General features: G+C 59.9%; 15 protein-coding genes. 4 read left to right on the plus strand and 11 right to left on the minus strand.

Going from position 1 to position 17927, the window contains the following annotated elements:
• Positions 1-140 precede the first annotated feature (140 nt).
• Positions 141-1292, minus strand: a complete 1152-nt coding sequence (locus QMK55_RS23785) for a M14-type cytosolic carboxypeptidase (RefSeq protein ID WP_320330076.1) — start codon at positions 1290-1292, stop codon at positions 141-143.
• A 97-nt stretch (positions 1293-1389) separates the two neighbouring features.
• Here QMK55_RS23785 and QMK55_RS23790 point away from each other — a divergent pair, with 97 nt between their 5' ends.
• Positions 1390-1554 (plus strand): hypothetical protein, encoded by a 165-nt coding sequence (locus QMK55_RS23790; protein WP_158242601.1) that lies wholly within the window; start codon positions 1390-1392, stop codon positions 1552-1554.
• Between the two features lie 219 nt (positions 1555-1773).
• On the opposite strand, the gene QMK55_RS23795 is transcribed toward QMK55_RS23790, so the two are convergent.
• Positions 1774-2112 (minus strand): DUF6124 family protein, encoded by a 339-nt coding sequence (locus tag QMK55_RS23795; RefSeq protein ID WP_025108948.1) that lies wholly within the window; start codon positions 2110-2112, stop codon positions 1774-1776.
• Positions 2113-2242: 130 nt separating this feature from the next.
• Between QMK55_RS23795 and QMK55_RS23800 the strand changes: the two genes are divergently transcribed.
• On the plus strand, positions 2243-2902 hold the full coding sequence (locus tag QMK55_RS23800) for a LexA family protein (RefSeq protein WP_102356883.1): 660 nt from the start codon (positions 2243-2245) through the stop codon (positions 2900-2902).
• A gap of 40 nt (positions 2903-2942) precedes the next feature.
• Here the strand turns inward: QMK55_RS23800 and QMK55_RS23805 are convergent, their stop codons facing one another.
• The 4 genes from QMK55_RS23805 to QMK55_RS23820 all read right to left on the minus strand — a co-directional run bounded on the left by QMK55_RS23805 (position 2943) and on the right by QMK55_RS23820 (position 8572).
• Positions 2943-4892 (minus strand): acetyl/propionyl/methylcrotonyl-CoA carboxylase subunit alpha, encoded by a 1950-nt coding sequence (locus tag QMK55_RS23805; RefSeq protein ID WP_102356884.1) that lies wholly within the window; start codon positions 4890-4892, stop codon positions 2943-2945.
• Positions 4892-5707, minus strand: coding sequence for a gamma-carboxygeranoyl-CoA hydratase (locus QMK55_RS23810; RefSeq protein WP_102356885.1), 816 nt, complete (start codon positions 5705-5707; stop codon positions 4892-4894). Before QMK55_RS23810 ends, QMK55_RS23805 begins: the two co-directional genes overlap by 1 nt.
• A 13-nt stretch (positions 5708-5720) precedes the next feature.
• Positions 5721-7325, minus strand: a complete 1605-nt coding sequence (locus tag QMK55_RS23815) for a carboxyl transferase domain-containing protein (protein WP_102356886.1) — start codon at positions 7323-7325, stop codon at positions 5721-5723.
• Between the two features lie 83 nt (positions 7326-7408).
• Entirely contained in the window at positions 7409-8572 is a 1164-nt protein-coding gene (locus tag QMK55_RS23820; protein WP_102356887.1) for an isovaleryl-CoA dehydrogenase, read from the minus strand.
• A gap of 298 nt (positions 8573-8870) precedes the next feature.
• Here QMK55_RS23820 and QMK55_RS23825 point away from each other — a divergent pair, with 298 nt between their 5' ends.
• A complete protein-coding gene (locus tag QMK55_RS23825; RefSeq protein ID WP_102356888.1) occupies positions 8871-10568 on the plus strand; it encodes an AMP-binding protein in 1698 nt (565 codons plus the stop codon).
• Between the two features lie 667 nt (positions 10569-11235).
• Here the strand turns inward: QMK55_RS23825 and QMK55_RS23830 are convergent.
• The 3 genes from QMK55_RS23830 to QMK55_RS23840 all read right to left on the minus strand — a co-directional run bounded on the left by QMK55_RS23830 (position 11236) and on the right by QMK55_RS23840 (position 13808).
• On the minus strand, positions 11236-12135 hold the full coding sequence (locus QMK55_RS23830) for a hydroxymethylglutaryl-CoA lyase (RefSeq protein WP_102356889.1): 900 nt from the start codon (positions 12133-12135) through the stop codon (positions 11236-11238).
• A 144-nt stretch (positions 12136-12279) separates the two neighbouring features.
• Positions 12280-12681, minus strand: coding sequence for a MerR family transcriptional regulator (locus QMK55_RS23835; protein WP_064117756.1), 402 nt, complete (start codon positions 12679-12681; stop codon positions 12280-12282).
• 197 nt (positions 12682-12878) lie between these two features.
• Positions 12879-13808, minus strand: a complete 930-nt coding sequence (locus QMK55_RS23840) for a LysR family transcriptional regulator (RefSeq protein WP_027614626.1) — start codon at positions 13806-13808, stop codon at positions 12879-12881.
• Between the two features lie 157 nt (positions 13809-13965).
• Here QMK55_RS23840 and QMK55_RS23845 point away from each other — a divergent pair, with 157 nt between their 5' ends.
• A complete protein-coding gene (locus QMK55_RS23845) occupies positions 13966-15195 on the plus strand; it encodes an acyl-CoA dehydrogenase (protein WP_102356891.1) in 1230 nt (409 codons plus the stop codon).
• Between the two features lie 145 nt (positions 15196-15340).
• Here the strand turns inward: QMK55_RS23845 and QMK55_RS23850 are convergent, their stop codons facing one another.
• A complete protein-coding gene (locus tag QMK55_RS23850; protein ID WP_320330077.1) occupies positions 15341-16675 on the minus strand; it encodes a phosphate ABC transporter substrate-binding/OmpA family protein in 1335 nt (444 codons plus the stop codon).
• A gap of 159 nt (positions 16676-16834) precedes the next feature.
• Entirely contained in the window at positions 16835-17647 is an 813-nt protein-coding gene (xthA, locus tag QMK55_RS23855) for an exodeoxyribonuclease III (protein WP_102356893.1), read from the minus strand.
• Between the last annotated feature and the right edge of the window lie 280 nt (positions 17648-17927).

Raw genomic sequence — 17927 nt, forward strand, 5'->3', positions numbered from 1 at the left:
TTTTTTGGGTTTCATATTAAAACCAGAGTTACGGTAAGCACTGTGGTTTTATTTTGCAACCTGATTGGGCGAGGCATTTGATTGGGCAAAAAAAAGATCGCAGACAACGCTGCGATCTTTTGGGTGTGGCGGGGTAGGGATCAGCGCAGGGTATCGACCATGTCGGCGATGGTGGTCAGTACGTCCTTGCCCAACTGTTTGGAGCGTTTGCCCGACCAGCCGGTGAGCGGGTTCGGCGCGTCATCGTGGTCCTTGAACGGCATTTCCAGGGTCAGCGACAGGCAGTCGTATTTCTCGCCGACGCTGTTGCAGGCCAGAGTCATGTTGGCCTGGCCCGGTTCGTCGCGGGTGTAGCCGTATTTGGTCTGGAAGTCTTTGGTGGTGTGCTTGAGGTGCGTGCGGAAATGCTCTTCGAGCTTCTCGATACGCGACGTGTACCCCGGGTTGCCTTCGCAACCGGCGGTGAACACGTGGGGGATTTCTTCGTCACCGTGTACGTCGAGGAACAGATCGACGCCGTACTTTTCCATCTGCTGCTGTACGAAAAGTACCTCGGGGCTGACGTCCTGACTGGCGCTCTGCCAGGCACGGTTCAGGTCCTGGCCCATGGCGTTGGTGCGCAGGTGGCCGTGGAAGGCACCGTCTGGGTTCATGTTCGGCACCAGGAACAGGTCGGCGCTGGCGAGCAGTTTGTTCAAGACCGGGTCTTCGTGGCGCTCCAGACGCTCGATCACGCCCTCCATGAACCATTCGGCCATGTGCTCGCCCGGGTGCTGTTGCGCGATGATCCAGACTTTGCGCTGGCCTTCGGCGCCGCTGCCCTTGCGCAGCAACTGAATGTCACGCCCTTCGACGCTCTTGCCAGTGGCCAGGAGTTCAGTGCCGGCCTTGGTCAGCGCCTGCTCGATCAGCCAGTCATGACGACCACGGCTGTAGGGTTCGAAGTAGGCGAACCAGGCGTGGGTCTGCTCGGCTTCGAGGCAAAAGCGCAGGCTGTCGCCCTCAAAACTGGTGGGAATGCGGAACCAGTTGACGTGGTCGTAGGAAGCGACTGCCTGATAGCCGGTCCACGCCTTGTTATAGGAAGATTGGCTGGCGTTGACCAAGCGAAACCAGTGCTCCTGATGAACATGCAGGCCGCTGGCCTTGAAGTGGAACCACTGAAAATGCGCGCTGCGGGTATCCGGGCGAATAGCCAGAACCGGATTGAGCGGATTGGAGATGTCGATGACTTGAATGTTGCCGCTGTCGAAGTTGGCGCTGATGTCGAACGAAGATTTGGCCACGGTCATAATCGCTTCCTGAATATGATTTTTATGGCGGCTACTTTACACGCAAGACAGGGGTGAAACCGAGGGAAATTGCGGGTTGCGGTGGGGGGCGTCCTCCATGACGCGCAAGCAGCTTAGAGACTGTGCGATTGATTCTCAAGTGCTAATTGTCATCAGTTTTCCTCAATGTGGCCGGGCTTCGCTTGCCAAGCGATATTCTTTTGATATTATCCGCGCCATCGAATTTGCAACGCCCAAAGACTTCATTAGCCTGAAGCCATAAGCCCGAAAACGGGCAAAAAAAAGACCCGGCAAAAAGCCGGGTCAAAAACCGTGATTAGCCTGATGAGGAGATAGTCCAGAAGACCGACCTAAGGTCTCTGGTCCATCGACTGATCTCGCGATCAGCTGCTTGCAATAATAATCATTATCATTTGCAAGTCAAATGTTTTTATCTGCGCGATGGGGAAATTCTTTCTTGTCCGTCTGTTTGCCGTGTTCGTCAGAGCTGCTCGCCATCAATTGAATGGTCGACCATCGCCCGCGCCATATCCACCATATGCACAACCGAAAAGGCCAGGTCGCGGCTTGCGCCTTGCAGGTTTTCAGCTGCCTTGAACGCGGTGGCCGCTGCACAGCGCAGTAGATCGGAGGCATGCACCAGGGCTTCTTCGCCACTGAGATGACGTTTTACATCGAAAAAACGCTCTTCGACTTCGGGTTCTGACACAGCTGGTTTCAAGTAATAATCCAGTGCTCGCTGCGCTGCCGCGTTGCCTTGAGGAGAGGTGAACGTGGTGTCCATTTGCAGATCGGGCAAGTCTTTGCTGCTGATATTCATGGTGAAAGGTCACTCCTTGTTCGATTGAAAATCCGTGCTTTCAGAATAGTACGGTACGTAGTTGTGACCAGAATTTAAATACTACAATATGTGTTTTGCTGGCCGAAGGCGTCCACGTAAGGTGCCCCACATGGATAAATGGATTGAGTTGGTCAAGGCCAAGATGAGTGAACTCAAAATCACTCAAACAGAGCTCGGAGAGCGCGTCGGCATGTCCCAGGGCGGCATCGGCCATTGGCTGAACAAGCGTCGCGAACCGGGCATCACCCAAATGAACCGCGTGTTGCAGGCGCTGGGGATGGAGTTCCTCGAAGTGGTGCTGGTGATCCGTGAACCGCAGGAAGCGGCGGATGACGAAATGCCACTGGCGCAGAAGTACAACCCGTACTTTCGCTACCCGGTCAGCGACTGGCGCACCTCGTGCGAAACACGCGAAAGTGCAGCCACGGCCTATACCCCGACGCAGGACAAGCCGCGCTTCGAACTGACGGATTATCATGCCCGTGGTGCGGCGTTCTGGCTCACGGTGGCGGGGGACTCGATGACCGCACCCACCGGCCAGAGCATTGCCGAAGGCATGCTGATCCTGGTGGATCCGGAGGTGGAAGCGGTACCCGGCAAACTGGTGATCGCCCAGTGGCAGGACAGCGAAGAAGCGATCTTCCGCAAACTGGACGAAGAGGGCGGCCAGCGTTACCTGGTACCGCTCAATCCGACCTGGCCGAAAGCCCTGTTCACCGACGAGTGTCGAATCATCGGTGTCGTGGTTCAGGCAACGGCGCGTTACTAGTCAGATCGATCCTCGCCGGGCGTAGGATCGATCTGCTCATTTACACCGCTTCCAGTTCAACCAAGGCGCTGCCTTCGCCAACCATTTCGCCTTCCTGGCAATACAGCGCCTTGATCACTCCCGCATGGGGCGCACGGATGCTGTGCTCCATCTTCATCGCCTCCAGCACCACCAGTTGCGCACCGGCCTCGACCGCTTGCCCGGCCTCCACCAACACTCGCACGATGCTGCCGTTCATTGGTGCAGTCAGTCCACCCTGATGGCTGTGGCTGGCGTCGACGGCGCTGATCGGGTCGTAGGTTTCGATGCGGCGCAGTTCACCGTCCCATTGCAGGTACAACCCATCGCCCTGGCGAATGGCACGCAAGGTACGGCGCACACCGTCGTGCTCGACCACCAGTGCTTCGCTCGACAGTTTGGCGTTGCCAGCAGTGCTCAAGGTCAACGCCCGATCCTGACCTTCGCAGCTCAAGTGCAAGGTGATTTCCGTCGGCAGACCTGCGCGCAAACCATTGTTCAGCGCCCATGGCGAACCCGGATCGTCGGCCCGTACTGCGCCCGACAGACTCTGCGCGAACGCCTGCGCGGCGGTCTGCCAGAACTCATCGCTGAGCTCACCCGGCGCCGGCAACAGCTGTTCCTGATGGCGCGGAATAAACCCGGTATCCAGCTCCGCCGCGGCAAAGGCCGGATGCGCGATGATCCGCCGCAGGAAGTTGATGTTGGTCTTCAAACCGCCAATCGCGAACTCATCGAGCATGCTCAACAGTCGCAGGCGTGCCTGTTCACGATCCTCGCCCCAGGCAATCAGCTTGCCGAGCATTGGGTCGTAGAACGGCGAAATCTCATCGCCTTCTTCAACCCCGCTATCGACCCGTCGTCCCAGGCCAGCAGCCGATTCACGATACAGTTCCAGACGCCCGGTCGCGGGCAGGAAGTCATTCGATGGGTCTTCGGCATACAGCCGCACTTCAATCGCATGGCCATTGAGCGGCACCTGATCCTGGGTGATCGGCAACGCTTCACCGCGCGCTACACGAATCTGCCACGCCACCAGATCGAGGCCGGTGATTGCTTCTGTGACCGGGTGCTCAACTTGCAGGCGCGTGTTCATTTCCATGAAGAAAAACTCACCCCGCGCATCGAGCAGGAACTCCACGGTGCCGGCGCCGACGTAACCGATCGCCTGTGCCGAACGCACCGCCGCTTCGCCCATGGCGCGGCGCAGCTGCGGGGTCAGACCTGGCGCCGGGGCTTCTTCGACGACTTTCTGATGGCGGCGCTGGATCGAGCAGTCACGCTCGTTGAGGTACAGGCAGTTGCCGTGCTGGTCGGCGAACACCTGGATTTCCACGTGACGTGGTTTGAGCAGGTATTTCTCCACCAGCATCCGCGAATCGCCGAACGACGACTGCGCCTCACGCTGGGCCGAGGCCAGGGCTTCGGCCAACTGGCTGACGTCCTCGACCACTTTCATGCCCTTGCCGCCGCCACCGGCAGTGGCCTTGAGCAGCACCGGATAGCCAATGCGTTCACAGGCATCGCGGAAGGTTTCCAGATCCTGCGCTTCGCCGTGGTAGCCCGGCACCAGCGGCACGCCAGCGGTTTCCATCAAGGCCTTGGCCGCAGACTTGCTGCCCATGGCGTCGATGGCCGAAGCGGGCGGGCCGAGGAAAATCAGTCCTGCCTGTTCAATAGCACGAGCGAAACCGGCGTTCTCCGACAGAAAGCCATAACCTGGGTGAATCGCCTGCGCGCCGCTGGCCTTGGCCGCCGCGATCAGTTTGTCGATTTGCAGATAGCTGTCGGCGGCTTTGCTGCCGCCCAGGTCGACACGGATATCCGCTTCCCGGCTGTGCCGTGCTTCGCGGTCGGTGGCGCTGTGCACGGCAACGGTGGTCAGGCCCAGCGCCTTGGCGGTACGCATGACCCGGCACGCGATTTCGCCACGGTTGGCCACCAGCAGGGTGGTGAGAACAGGTGCGTTCATCAACGCGGCTCCTTGGTGGTGGTTGCGGCTTGCCAGCTGGGTGCACGTTTTTGCAGGAAGGCGCGCAAGCCTTCCTGGCCTTCAGGGCTGACGCGGATGCGGGCGATGGCGTTTTCGGTGTAGCGGCGCAGGGCCGGAGTCAGCGCACCGTTGCCGACTTCGCGCAGCAGGTCTTTGCTGGCGCGCATCGCGGCGGGGCTGTTGAGCTGCAAGTTATCGATCCATTGCTCGACGGCTTGATCAAGCTCGGCGGCCGGGTAGCTCTCGGACAGCAAACCGATCTCCCGCGCCCGCTGCCCACCGAAGCGTTCGGCGGTCAGCGCGTAACGACGGGCGGCGCGTTCGCCAATGGCCTGCACCACGAACGGACTGATCACCGCTGGTGCCAGACCGATGCGCACTTCCGACAGGCAGAATTGCGCGTCATCGGCGCCAATCGCCATGTCGCAGCAACTGATCAGGCCCAGCGCGCCGCCAAACGCCGCGCCTTGCACCACGGCCAGGGTCGGGATTTTCAGCTTGGCGAGGTTGTACATCAGCTCCGCCAGTTCGCGGGCGTCGTCGAGATTGGTGTGGTAGTCGAGCTCGGCCGATTGCTGCATCCATGCCAGGTCGGCGCCGGCGCTGAAGTGTTTGCCGCGGCCGCGCACCAGCAGAAAACGCAGGCTGGCGTCACTGGCCACCTTGTCGAGAGCGAGGATCAGCTCGCGGATCATCTCGGCGTTGAACGCGTTGTTCTTTTCGGCGCGGTTGAGCCACAGCGTCGCGAAACCCCGTGGGTCGCTCTGCAGTTCGAGGGTGTTGAAATCACTCATGAGATTCTCCTGATCACATCCGGAACACGCCGAAGCGGCTCGGTTCGATAGGCGCGTTCAACGACGCGGACAAGGCCAGGGCCAGCACATCGCGGGTCTGCGCCGGGTCGATGACGCCGTCGTCCCACAGTCGTGCGCTGGAGTAGTAGGGGTGACCCTGCTCTTCGTACTGGTCGAGGATCGGTTGCTTGATCTCGGCTTCCTGCTCGGCGCTGAAGGCCTGGCCGCTGCGTTCAGCCTGTTCACGCTTGACTTGCACCAGCACGCCGGCGGCCTGCTCGGCACCCATCACGCCGATGCGCGCATTCGGCCACATCCACAGGAAGCGCGGATCGTAAGCCCGCCCGCACATGCCGTAGTTACCGGCGCCGAAGCTGCCGCCGATGATCACGGTGAATTTCGGCACCTTGGCGCAGGCCACCGCCGTCACCAGTTTTGCGCCGTGCTTGGCGATGCCGCCGGCCTCGTATTTCTGCCCAACCATGAAGCCGGTGATGTTCTGCAAAAACAGCAGCGGGATACCGCGCTGGCAGGCCAGTTCGATAAAGTGCGCACCTTTCTGCGCGGCTTCGGCGAAGAGGATGCCGTTGTTGGCGAGGATCGCGATCGGGTAGCCGTGCAGGTGGGCAAAACCACAGACCAGCGTGGTGCCGAACAGCGCCTTGAATTCATCGAACACCGAGCCGTCGACCAGCCGCGCAATCACTTCGCGCACGTCGAACGGCTGCTTGGCGTCGGCCGAGACCACCCCATACAACTCATCGCTGGCGTACAGCGGCGCAATCGGCGTGCGTTGTTGCACCTCGCCGAGCTTGCGCCAGTTGAGGTTGGCAACGCTGCGGCGGGCGAGGGCGAGGGCGTGTTCGTCGCTCTCTGCGTAATGGTCGGCCACCCCGGAAATCTTGCAGTGCACATCGGCACCGCCGAGGTCTTCAGCGCTCACCACTTCACCGGTCGCAGCTTTCACCAGCGGTGGGCCGGCGAGGAAGATCGTCGCTTGGTTGCGCACCATGATCGCTTCGTCCGCCATCGCCGGCACATACGCGCCGCCAGCGGTGCACGAGCCCATGACCACGGCGATCTGCGGGATGCCCATGGCACTCATATTGGCCTGGTTGAAAAAGATCCGGCCGAAGTGTTCGCGATCCGGGAACACCTCGTCCTGACGCGGCAGGTTGGCGCCGCCCGAGTCCACCAGATAAATGCACGGCAGACGGTTCTGCTGGGCGATAGTCTGCGCGCGCAGGTGTTTTTTCACGGTCAGCGGGTAGTACGAGCCGCCCTTCACCGTCGCGTCGTTGGCGACGATCATGCACTCGACGCCTTCGACCCGGCCGATCCCGGCGATCACGCCTGCTGCTGGTACGTCTTCGCCATACACCGCGTGCGCGGCGAGCTGGCTGATTTCCAGGAAGGGGGATCCGGGGTCGAGCAGACGATTGATCCGCTCACGCGGCAGCAGTTTGCCCCGCGAGGTGTGACGTTCCTGGGCTTTCGCGCCGCCACCCTGCGCCACTTGGGCGAGCAGGGTGTGCAGGGCGTCGACCTGTTCGAGCATCGCCGCGCTGTTGGCGGCGAACTCTGCTGAACGGGGATTGAGCTGGGTATGCAGGATCATGGCTTACTCCGTAAGCAGCTATGAGCGGCAAGCTAAAGCTGTTCCCTCGCAGCTTGAAACTTGCAGTTCGCAGCTGACGAAATTCATTTCGTTTCGTTGAACAGTTCGCGGCCGATCAGCATGCGGCGGATCTCACTGGTGCCGGCACCGATTTCGTACAGCTTGGCGTCACGCAGCAGACGCCCGGCCGGGAATTCGTTGATGTAACCATTGCCGCCCAGAATCTGGATCGCGTCGAGGGCCATTTGCGTGGCGCGCTCGGCGGTGTAAAGGATCACCCCGGCGGCGTCTTTACGGGTGGTTTCGCCGCGCTCGCAAGCCTGGGCCACCGCGTACAGATAGGCGCGGCTGGCGTTGAGCTGGGTGTACATGTCAGCGACTTTGCCCTGGATCAGCTGGAATTCGCCGATGCTCTGGCCGAACTGTTTGCGGTCGTGGATGTACGGCACGATCAGATCCATGCACGACTGCATGATCCCGGTCGGGCCACCCGAGAGAACCACACGCTCGTAATCGAGGCCGCTCATCAGCACTTTCACGCCGCCGTTGAGTACGCCGAGGATGTTTTCTTCCGGCACTTCGACGTCATCGAAGAACAGCTCGCAGGTGTTGGAGCCGCGCATGCCGAGCTTGTCGAACTTGTTGCTGCGGCTGAAGCCTTTCCAGTCGCGCTCGACGATGAACGCGGTGATGCCGTGCGGGCCCTTTTCCAGGTCGGTTTTGGCGTAGATCACGTAGGTGTTGGCGTCGGGGCCATTGGTGATCCAGGTTTTGCTGCCATTGAGGACGAAACGATCGCCGCGTTTGTCGGCGCGCAGTTTCATCGAAACCACGTCGGAACCGGCGTTTGGCTCGCTCATGGCGAGGGCGCCGACGTGTTCGCCGCTGATCAGTTTCGGCAGGTATTTGGTTTTCTGTTCGTGGTTGCCGTTGCGGTTGATCTGGTTGACGCAGAGGTTGGAATGCGCGCCGTAGGACAGTGCCACCGAGGCCGAACCACGGCTGATTTCTTCCATCGCCACCACGTGCGCCAGGTAACCCAGGCCCGCGCCGCCGTACTCTTCCGGGACGGTGATGCCGAGCAGGCCCATGTCGCCAAACTTGCGCCACATGTCGGCCGGGAACAGGTTGTCGCTGTCGATCTGCGCGGCGCGCGGAGCGACCTCTTTGGCGACAAAGGACTGAACCTGATCGCGCAGCATGTCGATGGTTTCACCGAGGGCGAAGTTCAGGGATGGATAGCTCATGGGTCACCTTTTGGCTTTTTTGTAGGGCGGGGAGGGCAGTCATTCGGCTCTCACCTTTACGTTAACGTAAGCCTGTGATGAATGGCTGTCAATCACCCTTTACGTTAACGTCAACTTGAGCGAGAGTAGGGGCAGTTCAAGATTGAAACGGAGTAGACCTTGTGGGAGCGGGCTTGCTCGCGAATGTGGAGGTTCAGTCGCCAGATGTATGGACTGACACACTGCATTCGCGAGCAAGCCCGCTCCCACCAAGAGCTAAATCCCGGTAAACCCACTAATAAAGACAATAGGGGTCGTCATGGATCAACCCAGTGCAAACCCGCAGCGCAGCTACACCCGTGGTTCCCAGGACAAAGCCTTGCTGGCGATGACCATCGGGCAGCAGTTCGACCAGACGGTGGCGCAATACCCCGACGGCGAAGCGCTGGTGGTGCGTCATCAGCAGTTGCGCTACTCCTGGCGGCAACTGGCCGACACGGTGGATCTGCACGCCAGAGCTTTGCTGGCGCTGGGTTTGCAGGCGGGGGATCGGCTTGGCATCTGGGCGCCAAACTGCGCGCAGTGGTGCATCACACAAATCGCCACGGCGAAAATCGGCGTAATTCTGGTCAACATCAACCCGGCCTACCGCAGCTCCGAACTGGAGTACGTGCTCAAACAGTCCGGCTGCCAGTGGCTGGTGTGCGCCGGGGCGTTCAAGTCCTCGAACTATCACGGCATGTTGCAAGGGTTAGTGCCGGAACTGGCCGAGCAATCCATTGGTCAACTGCGCAGTGAACGTTTGCCTGAGTTGCGCGGGGTGATCAGCCTCGATCCGCAGCCGCCGTCAGGTTTCCTGCCGTGGTCGCAACTGACTGATATGGCGAGCAGCGTCTCTGCCAAACAACTCAGTGAACGCAGCGACAGCCTGCACTTCGATCAACCGGTGAACATTCAGTACACCTCCGGCACCACCGGTTTCCCCAAGGGCGCGACCCTCAGTCACTACAACATCCTCAATAACGGTTACATGGTCGGCGAAAGCCTCGGCCTGACCCCGAGCGACCGCCTGGTGATCCCGGTGCCGCTGTACCACTGCTTCGGCATGGTCATGGGCAATCTCGGCTGCATCACCCACGGCAGTACGATGATTTATCCCAATGACGCTTTCGATTCGCTACTGACCCTGCAAACCGTCGCTGAAGAACAGGCCACCGGCCTCTATGGCGTGCCGACCATGTTCATCGCCATGCTCGATCAACCGCTGCGTGCCGACTTCGATCTGTCGAGCCTGCGCACCGGGATCATGGCCGGTGCCACGTGCCCGATCGAGGTGATGCGCCGGGTCATCAGCGAGATGCACATGAGCGAAGTGCAGATTGCCTACGGCATGACCGAAACCAGCCCGGTGTCGCTGCAAACCGGGCCGGCGGATGAACTGGAACTGCGCGTCACCACCGTCGGCCGCACCCAGCCACAACTCGAAAGCAAAATCATCGACGAGGCCGGCAATCCAGTGCCACGCGGCACCATCGGCGAGCTGTGCACCCGTGGTTACAGCGTAATGCTCGGTTACTGGAACAACCCGCAGGCCACCGCCGAGGCCATCGATGAGGCCGGCTGGATGCACACCGGCGACCTGGCGAGCATGAACGATGAGGGTTACGTGAACATCGCCGGGCGTAACAAGGACATGATCATTCGCGGTGGCGAGAACGTTTACCCGCGTGAACTGGAGGAGTTCTTCTTCACTCATCCGGCGGTGGCGGACGTGCAGGTGATCGGCATTCCGTGCTCGCGTTACGGCGAGGAGATTGTCGCCTGGATCAAATTCCACCCCGGCCACAATGCCTCCGAGTTGGAGCTGCAAACCTGGTGCAAGGAGCGCATCGCGCACTTCAAGACGCCGCGTTACTTCAAGTTCGTCGAAGAGTTTCCGATGACGGTGACGGGCAAGATTCAGAAATTCAGGATGCGTGAAATAAGCATCGAGGAACTGAAAACAATCGAGCGGTAAGCACAATCCCTGTGGGAGCGGGCTTGCTCGCGAATGCGGAGTGTCAGGCGACAAATTTGTACCTGATACACGCGCATTGGCGAGCCAGCCCGCTCCCACAATGGAGATAGAGTATTTTCAGGAATCACAGAAAGCACAAAGGGGAGCCGAAGCTCCCCTTTAATTTTGTCGTCGCGTGCTCTTTCTTATTATTGAGGGGCGGTCTGTTGTTGTTTTTGGCAACCGTGGCCCTTTACCGCTGTTTTTGGCGACCCCCATCCGGGGTCAAGAGCAAACGTATTTTTTTGAGCGCTGATCTGCTTTCTCGCTAAGCGATCCAACCGATTCGGGAGCTACCTGAAGGTAGTTTTATTGTTCTCTGCCCGGTTGCGGGTCACTCCTGAGAGCACCCTGAAAAGCACACCTTCTCCAAAAAAATCTGTTAGCTGCGTCTCTGCCGTGTTGTTTTTGTTATGTCAGAGTCGGTACGTCTTGTTTTTATTGGTTTGCTGCTTTTTATTCTTGTTATGCCATAGAGATAGCAGAAGCCGTGCCAACTTTTTAAAATCCTTGTAAATCAATGGTTTGAGTTTTTTGAAGGATTTTTCTTTCAGCGCAATCCAGAAAATTTGTTTCCGTGTTACTCGTCTATGCCCACGTTTCGGACACAGCGGTAACACCTTCGCCCTCACTGTGCGCTACGGGCCTTGGCCACACGCGAACCACTCGGGCGACCGAGCACCGCACTGATCTGCCGACCTGCGGCAATCAAGGCGTCGAGGTCGATACCGGTCTCGATGCCCAGGCCGTTGAGCAGGTACACCACGTCTTCGGTGGCGACGTTACCGCTCGCGCCTTTTGCATATGGGCAGCCGCCGAGGCCGGCGATAGAGCTGTCAAACACCGCGATGCCTTCCAGCAGGCTGGCGTAGATATTGGCCATGGCCTGGCCGTAGGTGTCGTGAAAGTGCCCGGCGAGTTTTTCTCGTGGGACCTGCGCCGAGACCACTTCGAACAGCTTGCGGGTCGCGCCTGCCGTGCCGGTGCCGATGGTGTCGCCCAAGGACACTTCATAGCAGCCCATCGCGTACAGCTCCCGGGCAACCACCGCCACTTGCTCCGGGGCGACCGTGCCTTCATACGGGCAGCCGAGCACGCAGGACACGTAACCGCGCACGGTAACGCCGTGATGTTTCGCCGCTTCCATGATTGGCGCAAATCGCGCCAGGCTTTCGCTGATCGAGCAATTGATGTTGCGCTGCGAGAACGCTTCGGACGCAGCGGCGAACACGGCGACTTCTTTTACGCCGGCGGCCAGCGCGTCTTCAAAGCCGCGCAGGTTCGGCGCCAGCGCACCGTAGGTCACGCCGGGTTTGCGCTGGATCTGCGCGAACACTTCAGCGGAGCCGGCCATCTGCGGCACCCATTTCGGCGAGACGAAACTGCCGACTTCGATGTAACCCAAACCAGCGGCGCTCAAGGCGTCGACCAGTTGCACCTTGTCAGCCACGCTGATCGGCTGGGCTTCGTTCTGCAGGCCATCGCGCGGGCCGACTTCGATCAGGCGTACTTGGGAGGGGAGGGACATGGGATTGACCTGCTCTTTTGAAATCGTGGAGAACCCTTGTAGGAGTGAGCCTGCTCGCGATCGCGGTAGACCAGTCAACATGACTGTTGAATGTGAAATGGCAATCGCGAGCAGGCTCACTCCTACATGGGGATTTGTGTAGGTTTACTGAACCGCCTGCTGACTCTTGAGCGTCTGCTCCAACGCCTGCACGCAGCGTTCTTCAGCGGTGTCGAGTTCCAGTTTCATCTGTTCGATGTCGAGCAACTGCTGCTCCAGCTGTTCGCGGCGTTCGCTGATTTTCGCCAGCATGCTGTTGAGCTGTTTGGTGTTACCGCTGGACGGGTCGTAGAGTTCGATCAACTCGCGGCATTCGGCCAGCGAGAAACCGATGCGCTTGCCGCGCAGGATCAGCTTCAGGCTGACCTTGTCGCGCGGCGAGTAGATGCGTTCCTGGCCACGGCGCTCAGGGCTGAGCAAGCCCTGCTCTTCATAAAAGCGGATCGCCCGGGTGGTGATGTCCAGCTCGCGGGCGAGGTCGGAAATGCTGTAGGTCTGGCTGCTCATGAAAGCGCTCGAAAAAAGGTCTTGGCGCTAAGCTAATGGCGAGTTGACGTTTACGTCAAGCAGGATGATCTGTGGTGTATTTGATGGCCCCTTCGCGAGCAGGCTCGCTCCCACTTCCGACCGCGCTTCTCCAGATAAAATGCAATCCACTGTGGGAGCGAGCCTGCTCGCGAAAAACGATAACGCGGTAAAAAGCCCTACACCTTGTCGAGCTTCTTCTCCTGCGCCGCCACCTGCTGGCACAACTCGATGATCTGCTCGCGCATCCAGCGGTTGGCCGGGTCCTGATCGGTGCTTTCATGCCAGTAAAGGTGGGTCTCCAAGGGCGGCACGTCGTTGACCGGCAGGTTGAACGCATGCAAGTCGTTACGCCGGGCAAAGCGCTCGGGCACCGTCATCACCATGTCGGTCTGTTGCATGACCTGGGACGCCATCAGGTAATGCTGCGAACGCAGGGCGATCTTGCGTTGAATGCCCATTTTGCCGAGTGCCAGATCGACATAACCCAGACCGCTGCGGCGGCTGGAGATATGGATATGCGTCAGCGACAAATAATCATCCAGCGAGAGTTTTTCCTTGCCCGCCAGCGGATGGCCCTTGCGCATCGCGCAGACGTAACGGTCTTCCATCAGCTTGACGTGGCGCACCTGCGGGTCGGTGTTGAGCGGCGCATCGACGGCGAAGTCCAGCCGTCCGGCGGCCAGTTCCTTGGTGGTTTCGCGACGTTTGGACAGGAAGCTTTCGATGATCACCGTCGGCGCCAGACGGCGCAGACGCTGGAACAGCGGCGGCAGAATCACCGCTTCAGTGAGGTCGGTCATGCTGATGCGGTAAGTCTTGACCGCTTGGGCCGGGTTGAAGATCCGGCTCTCCTGCACCGACACCCGCAGCAATGACAGCGCGTTGCGCACCGGACCGATGATGTTCTGCGCCATCGGCGTCGGCACCATGCCCTGGGCGGTGCGCACGAACAGCGGATCGTTGAAGGTCTCGCGCAGCCGCGCCAACGCGTTGGACACCGCCGGCTGGGTAATGCCGACAATCTGCCCGGCGCGGGTCAGGTTGGCTTCGGTGTAGATCGCGTCGAAGACGATGAAAAGGTTGAGGTCGACCTTACTCAGATTCATAACGCGGCTTCTCTTGTTCTATGGGCTGACAATCAGCGGATCATATATCGGTGATGAATGTTTATACACGCCGAGAATAGGCTAGGTAAATTATCAGCGCTGTTCTAGCATCGATTGCATGATCTGAACAACCTCTGCCGAAAGAAGGTAATTGCTCATGGATTTCGCTTATTCGCCCAAGGTGCAAGAACTGCGTGAGCGCGTGACCGCGTTCATGGACGCTTACGTTTATCCGGCCGAAGCCGTGTTCGAACGCCAGGTTGCCGAAGGCGATCGCTGGCAGCCGACCGCGATCATGGAAGAGCTCAAGGCCAAGGCCAAAGCCGAAGGCCTGTGGAACCTGTTCCTGCCGGAATCGGAGCTCGGCGCGGGCCTGACCAACCTCGAATATGCGCCGTTGGCGGAAATCATGGGCCGCTCGTTGCTCGGGCCGGAGCCGTTCAACTGCTCGGCGCCGGACACCGGCAATATGGAAGTGCTGGTGCGCTACGCCAATGAAGAACAGAAACAGCGCTGGCTCGAACCGCTGCTGCGCGGCGAGATCCGCTCGGCGTTCGCCATGACCGAGCCGGACGTGGCCTCGTCCGACGCCACCAACATGGCCGCCCGCGCCGTGCGTGATGGCGACGAGTGGGTGATCAACGGCAAGAAGTGGTGGACCTCCGGCGCCTGCGATCCACGCTGCAAGATCCTGATCTTCATGGGCCTGAGCAATCCCGATGCACCGCGCCACGCGCAACACTCGATGATCCTCGTGCCGGTCGACACCCCCGGGGTGAAAATCGTCCGTCCGTTGCCAGTGTTTGGGTACGACGATGCACCGCACGGTCATGCCGAAGTGCTGTTCGACAACGTGCGTGTGCCATACGAAAACGTATTGCTGGGTGAAGGACGCGGCTTCGAAATTGCTCAGGGTCGCCTTGGCCCGGGGCGGATTCACCATTGCATGCGTTCGGTCGGCATGGCTGAGCGCGCTCTGGAGTTGATGTGCAAACGTTCGGTGAGCCGCACCGCATTCGGCAAGCCGCTGGCGCGTCTGGGTGGCAACGTCGACAAGATCGCCGACTCGCGGATGGAAATCGACATGGCCCGCCTGCTGACCCTGAAAGCGGCGTACATGATGGACACCGTGGGCAACAAAGTGGCAAAAAGCGAGATCGCACAGATCAAGGTCGTCGCGCCGAACGTCGCGCTGCGAGTGATCGACCGGGCGATCCAGATCCATGGCGGCGCCGGGGTCTCGAACGATTTCCCGCTGGCCTACATGTACGCCATGCAACGCACCCTGCGCCTGGCCGACGGCCCGGACGAAGTACACCGCGCGGCGATCGGCAAGTTCGAGATCGGCAAATATGTGCCGAAGGAGCTGCTGCGCAGCGAGCGCTGATTCAGCACCGCGTTATCGTTCTTCGCGGGCAAGCCCGCTCCCACAGGGATCTCCACTGAACACAAATTTTGTGTACGCCAGAGAAAACTGTGGGAGCGGGCTTGCTCGCGAAGGGGCCGGTGCATCCAGCACACCGACATCAGGCTCAATACACCCAAACCTCAACCCGCCGATTCTTGATCCGCCCTTCATCCGCGCTATTGGTCGCCACCGGCATCAGCGCGCCAAAGCCGCGCACCTCACGCAACACCACGCCGTTCTTCACCAACTCGCGCCGCACCGCCATGGCCCGCAACTTGGACAGCAGGTCAGCCCGCGCCGGGTCGTCTTTCTCGTCACCAAAACCCACCAGTGTCACCGCGCGTTCGGTCTTGTCGTGGCGCTTTATATAGTCGAACACCCGCGCCAGATCCTGACGCGCCTTGTTGTCGAGGCTCGCGCTGCCTTCTTCGAAACGGAAGTTGACGGTCAGACGCTGGGCGTGACGGCTGAGGGATTGGTAACCCTCGGGCATCAGCGCATTTGGGGTGACGGTCATCGCGTGCACGGTCTGGCTGATGAAACCGTTGGCCGCGACAATCTTCTGGCCCTGTGGACTTTGCGCAAATGCCACCAGCGCTTTCGCCCAAGGATTCTGGCTGTCAGGCGGCAGATAAAAGAACAGGCGGCGGGACAGCGGATAGTCTTCCGTCGCTATCAGACTGTTGAGCGGCAGCATCGATTGCGACGCGCCGTCAGCGATGGCCACGGCTTTGGCCTGGCGTACATACGGCAGGCCGATGAAGCCGATGCCCTGCTGATCGCTGCTCACGGCATCGGACAATTGCTCACTGGATTCGAAGCGTTTCGCCGTGGCACTCAGACTTTTCCCGCGACGACTCAGTACCAGTTCCTTGAACGTGTCGTAGGTGCCGGACTGATCATCCCGCGCATAGAGATGAATCGCACCGCCGCGACCGCCGAGGTCCTCCCAGGTTTTCACCTCACCGGCGAAGATCCGCGCCAGTTGCTCGGTGTCCAGTTGCTTCAGCGGATTTTCGGGATGCAGGATGATCGCCAGGCCATCGATGGCGATGACTTGCTCGGCCTCAGGGTTCTTCATGTCGCCGAGCGCTTGCAGGCTGAGGAGTTCGCTGTCCTTGATCGGGCGGGAGGAGGCGGCCAGGTCGGCAGTGGCGCTTTTCAGCGCGGTGAAACCGGTGCTGGAACCGTGGGCGGCGACTTCAATCACGACCCGTTTGCCTTGTGCGTTCTGGCCAACAATGTGTTGTTCGTTGGCGGTGTCGGGGTTTTCGCGGTGGATCTTCAACAGGCCCTGTTCCTGCAAAAAACCTTCGACCAGCGCGGGGCCGAGATCGGCGCCAATGGTGTTGGAACCCTGAATGCGCAGTGCCGGGCCGTTTTCCGGGATGGGCAGGGTGGCGGCAGACACCGACAGCCATGCACTCAACACAAAGACGAACAGAACACGCAGGGTCATGCCGGCACCGAATCAAGCCAAGGGGATTGCCGGGGAGATTAAGTCAGGCGCATGACCAAAACATGACAAGGATCCAATTGCAGGCCTTCGCCTGTGGTGAGGGGATAAATCCCCTCACCACAGGCGAAGGCCTGCAAGGGAAATGTGTTGAGTTCGGGATCAGGCCAGCTCAAGCCAGATCGGCGCATGGTCGGAAGGTTTCTCCATCCCGCGCAGTTCATAGTCCACACCGGCATCTTTCACCCGCGGTAACAGGCCGTGGGAGGCGAGGATCACGTCGATCCGCAGCCCACGTTTCGGCTCATCCTCAAACCCACGGCTGCGGTAGTCGAACCAGCTGAACATGTCGGTCACGTCCGGGTTCAGGTGACGATAGCTATCCGTCAGGCCCCAGTTTTTCAGGCGGGCCATCCACTCGCGTTCTTCTGGCAGGAAGCTGCATTTGCCGGTTTTCAGCCAGCGCTTCATGTTGTCCGGGCCGATGCCGATGTCGCAGTCTTCCGGGGAAATGTTCACGTCGCCCATCACCACCAGCGGCTGTTCGTTGTGGAACTGGCTTTCCAGCAAGGTTTGCAGGTCACTGTAAAAGCGTTGCTTGGCCGGGAACTTGGTCGGGTGGTCGCGGCTTTCGCCCTGTGGGAAGTAGCCGTTCATGATCGTCACCGGTACACCATTGGCGTCGGCGAAGGTGCCCCAGATGAAGCGGCGCTGGGCGTCTTCTTCATCAGTGGCGAAGCCTTTGTGAATGGCAATCGGCTCGTTGCGCGAGAGCAGGGCAACGCCGTAATGGCCTTTCTGGCCGTGGAAATAAACGTGATAGCCCAGCGCGCGCACTTCTTCCAGCGGGAACTGGTCGTCGTGGACCTTGGTTTCCTGCAGGCCGATCACGTCTGGCTGATGCTTTTCGATCAGCGCTGCCAACTGATGCGGACGGGCGCGCAGTCCGTTGATGTTGAAGGAAACGATCTTCATGGTCGGCAGTCCTGGCAAAAGGGCGATGCTAGCTGACATGGGGGAGATGGGCCAGTGTGGGGTGGGAGAAATCATTTTTGGTTGTGGGATTTGTGTTGTCTGCAATGGCGCCATCGCGAGCAGGCTCACTCCTACATTTGGAATGCGTACCCCTGTAGGAGTGAGCCTGCTCGCGATTGACGGCCGCTCGGTCGATGAAGATCCAGCCTTGGTCTATACCTGTGGGGAACCACGCCACCCGCAACAGGTTCGTACCAACAAGAGCGCCGCCATCTGAACG

It is taken from the genome of Pseudomonas sp. P8_229, from assembly GCF_034008635.1.
Taxonomy (GTDB): Bacteria; Pseudomonadota; Gammaproteobacteria; order Pseudomonadales; family Pseudomonadaceae; genus Aquipseudomonas.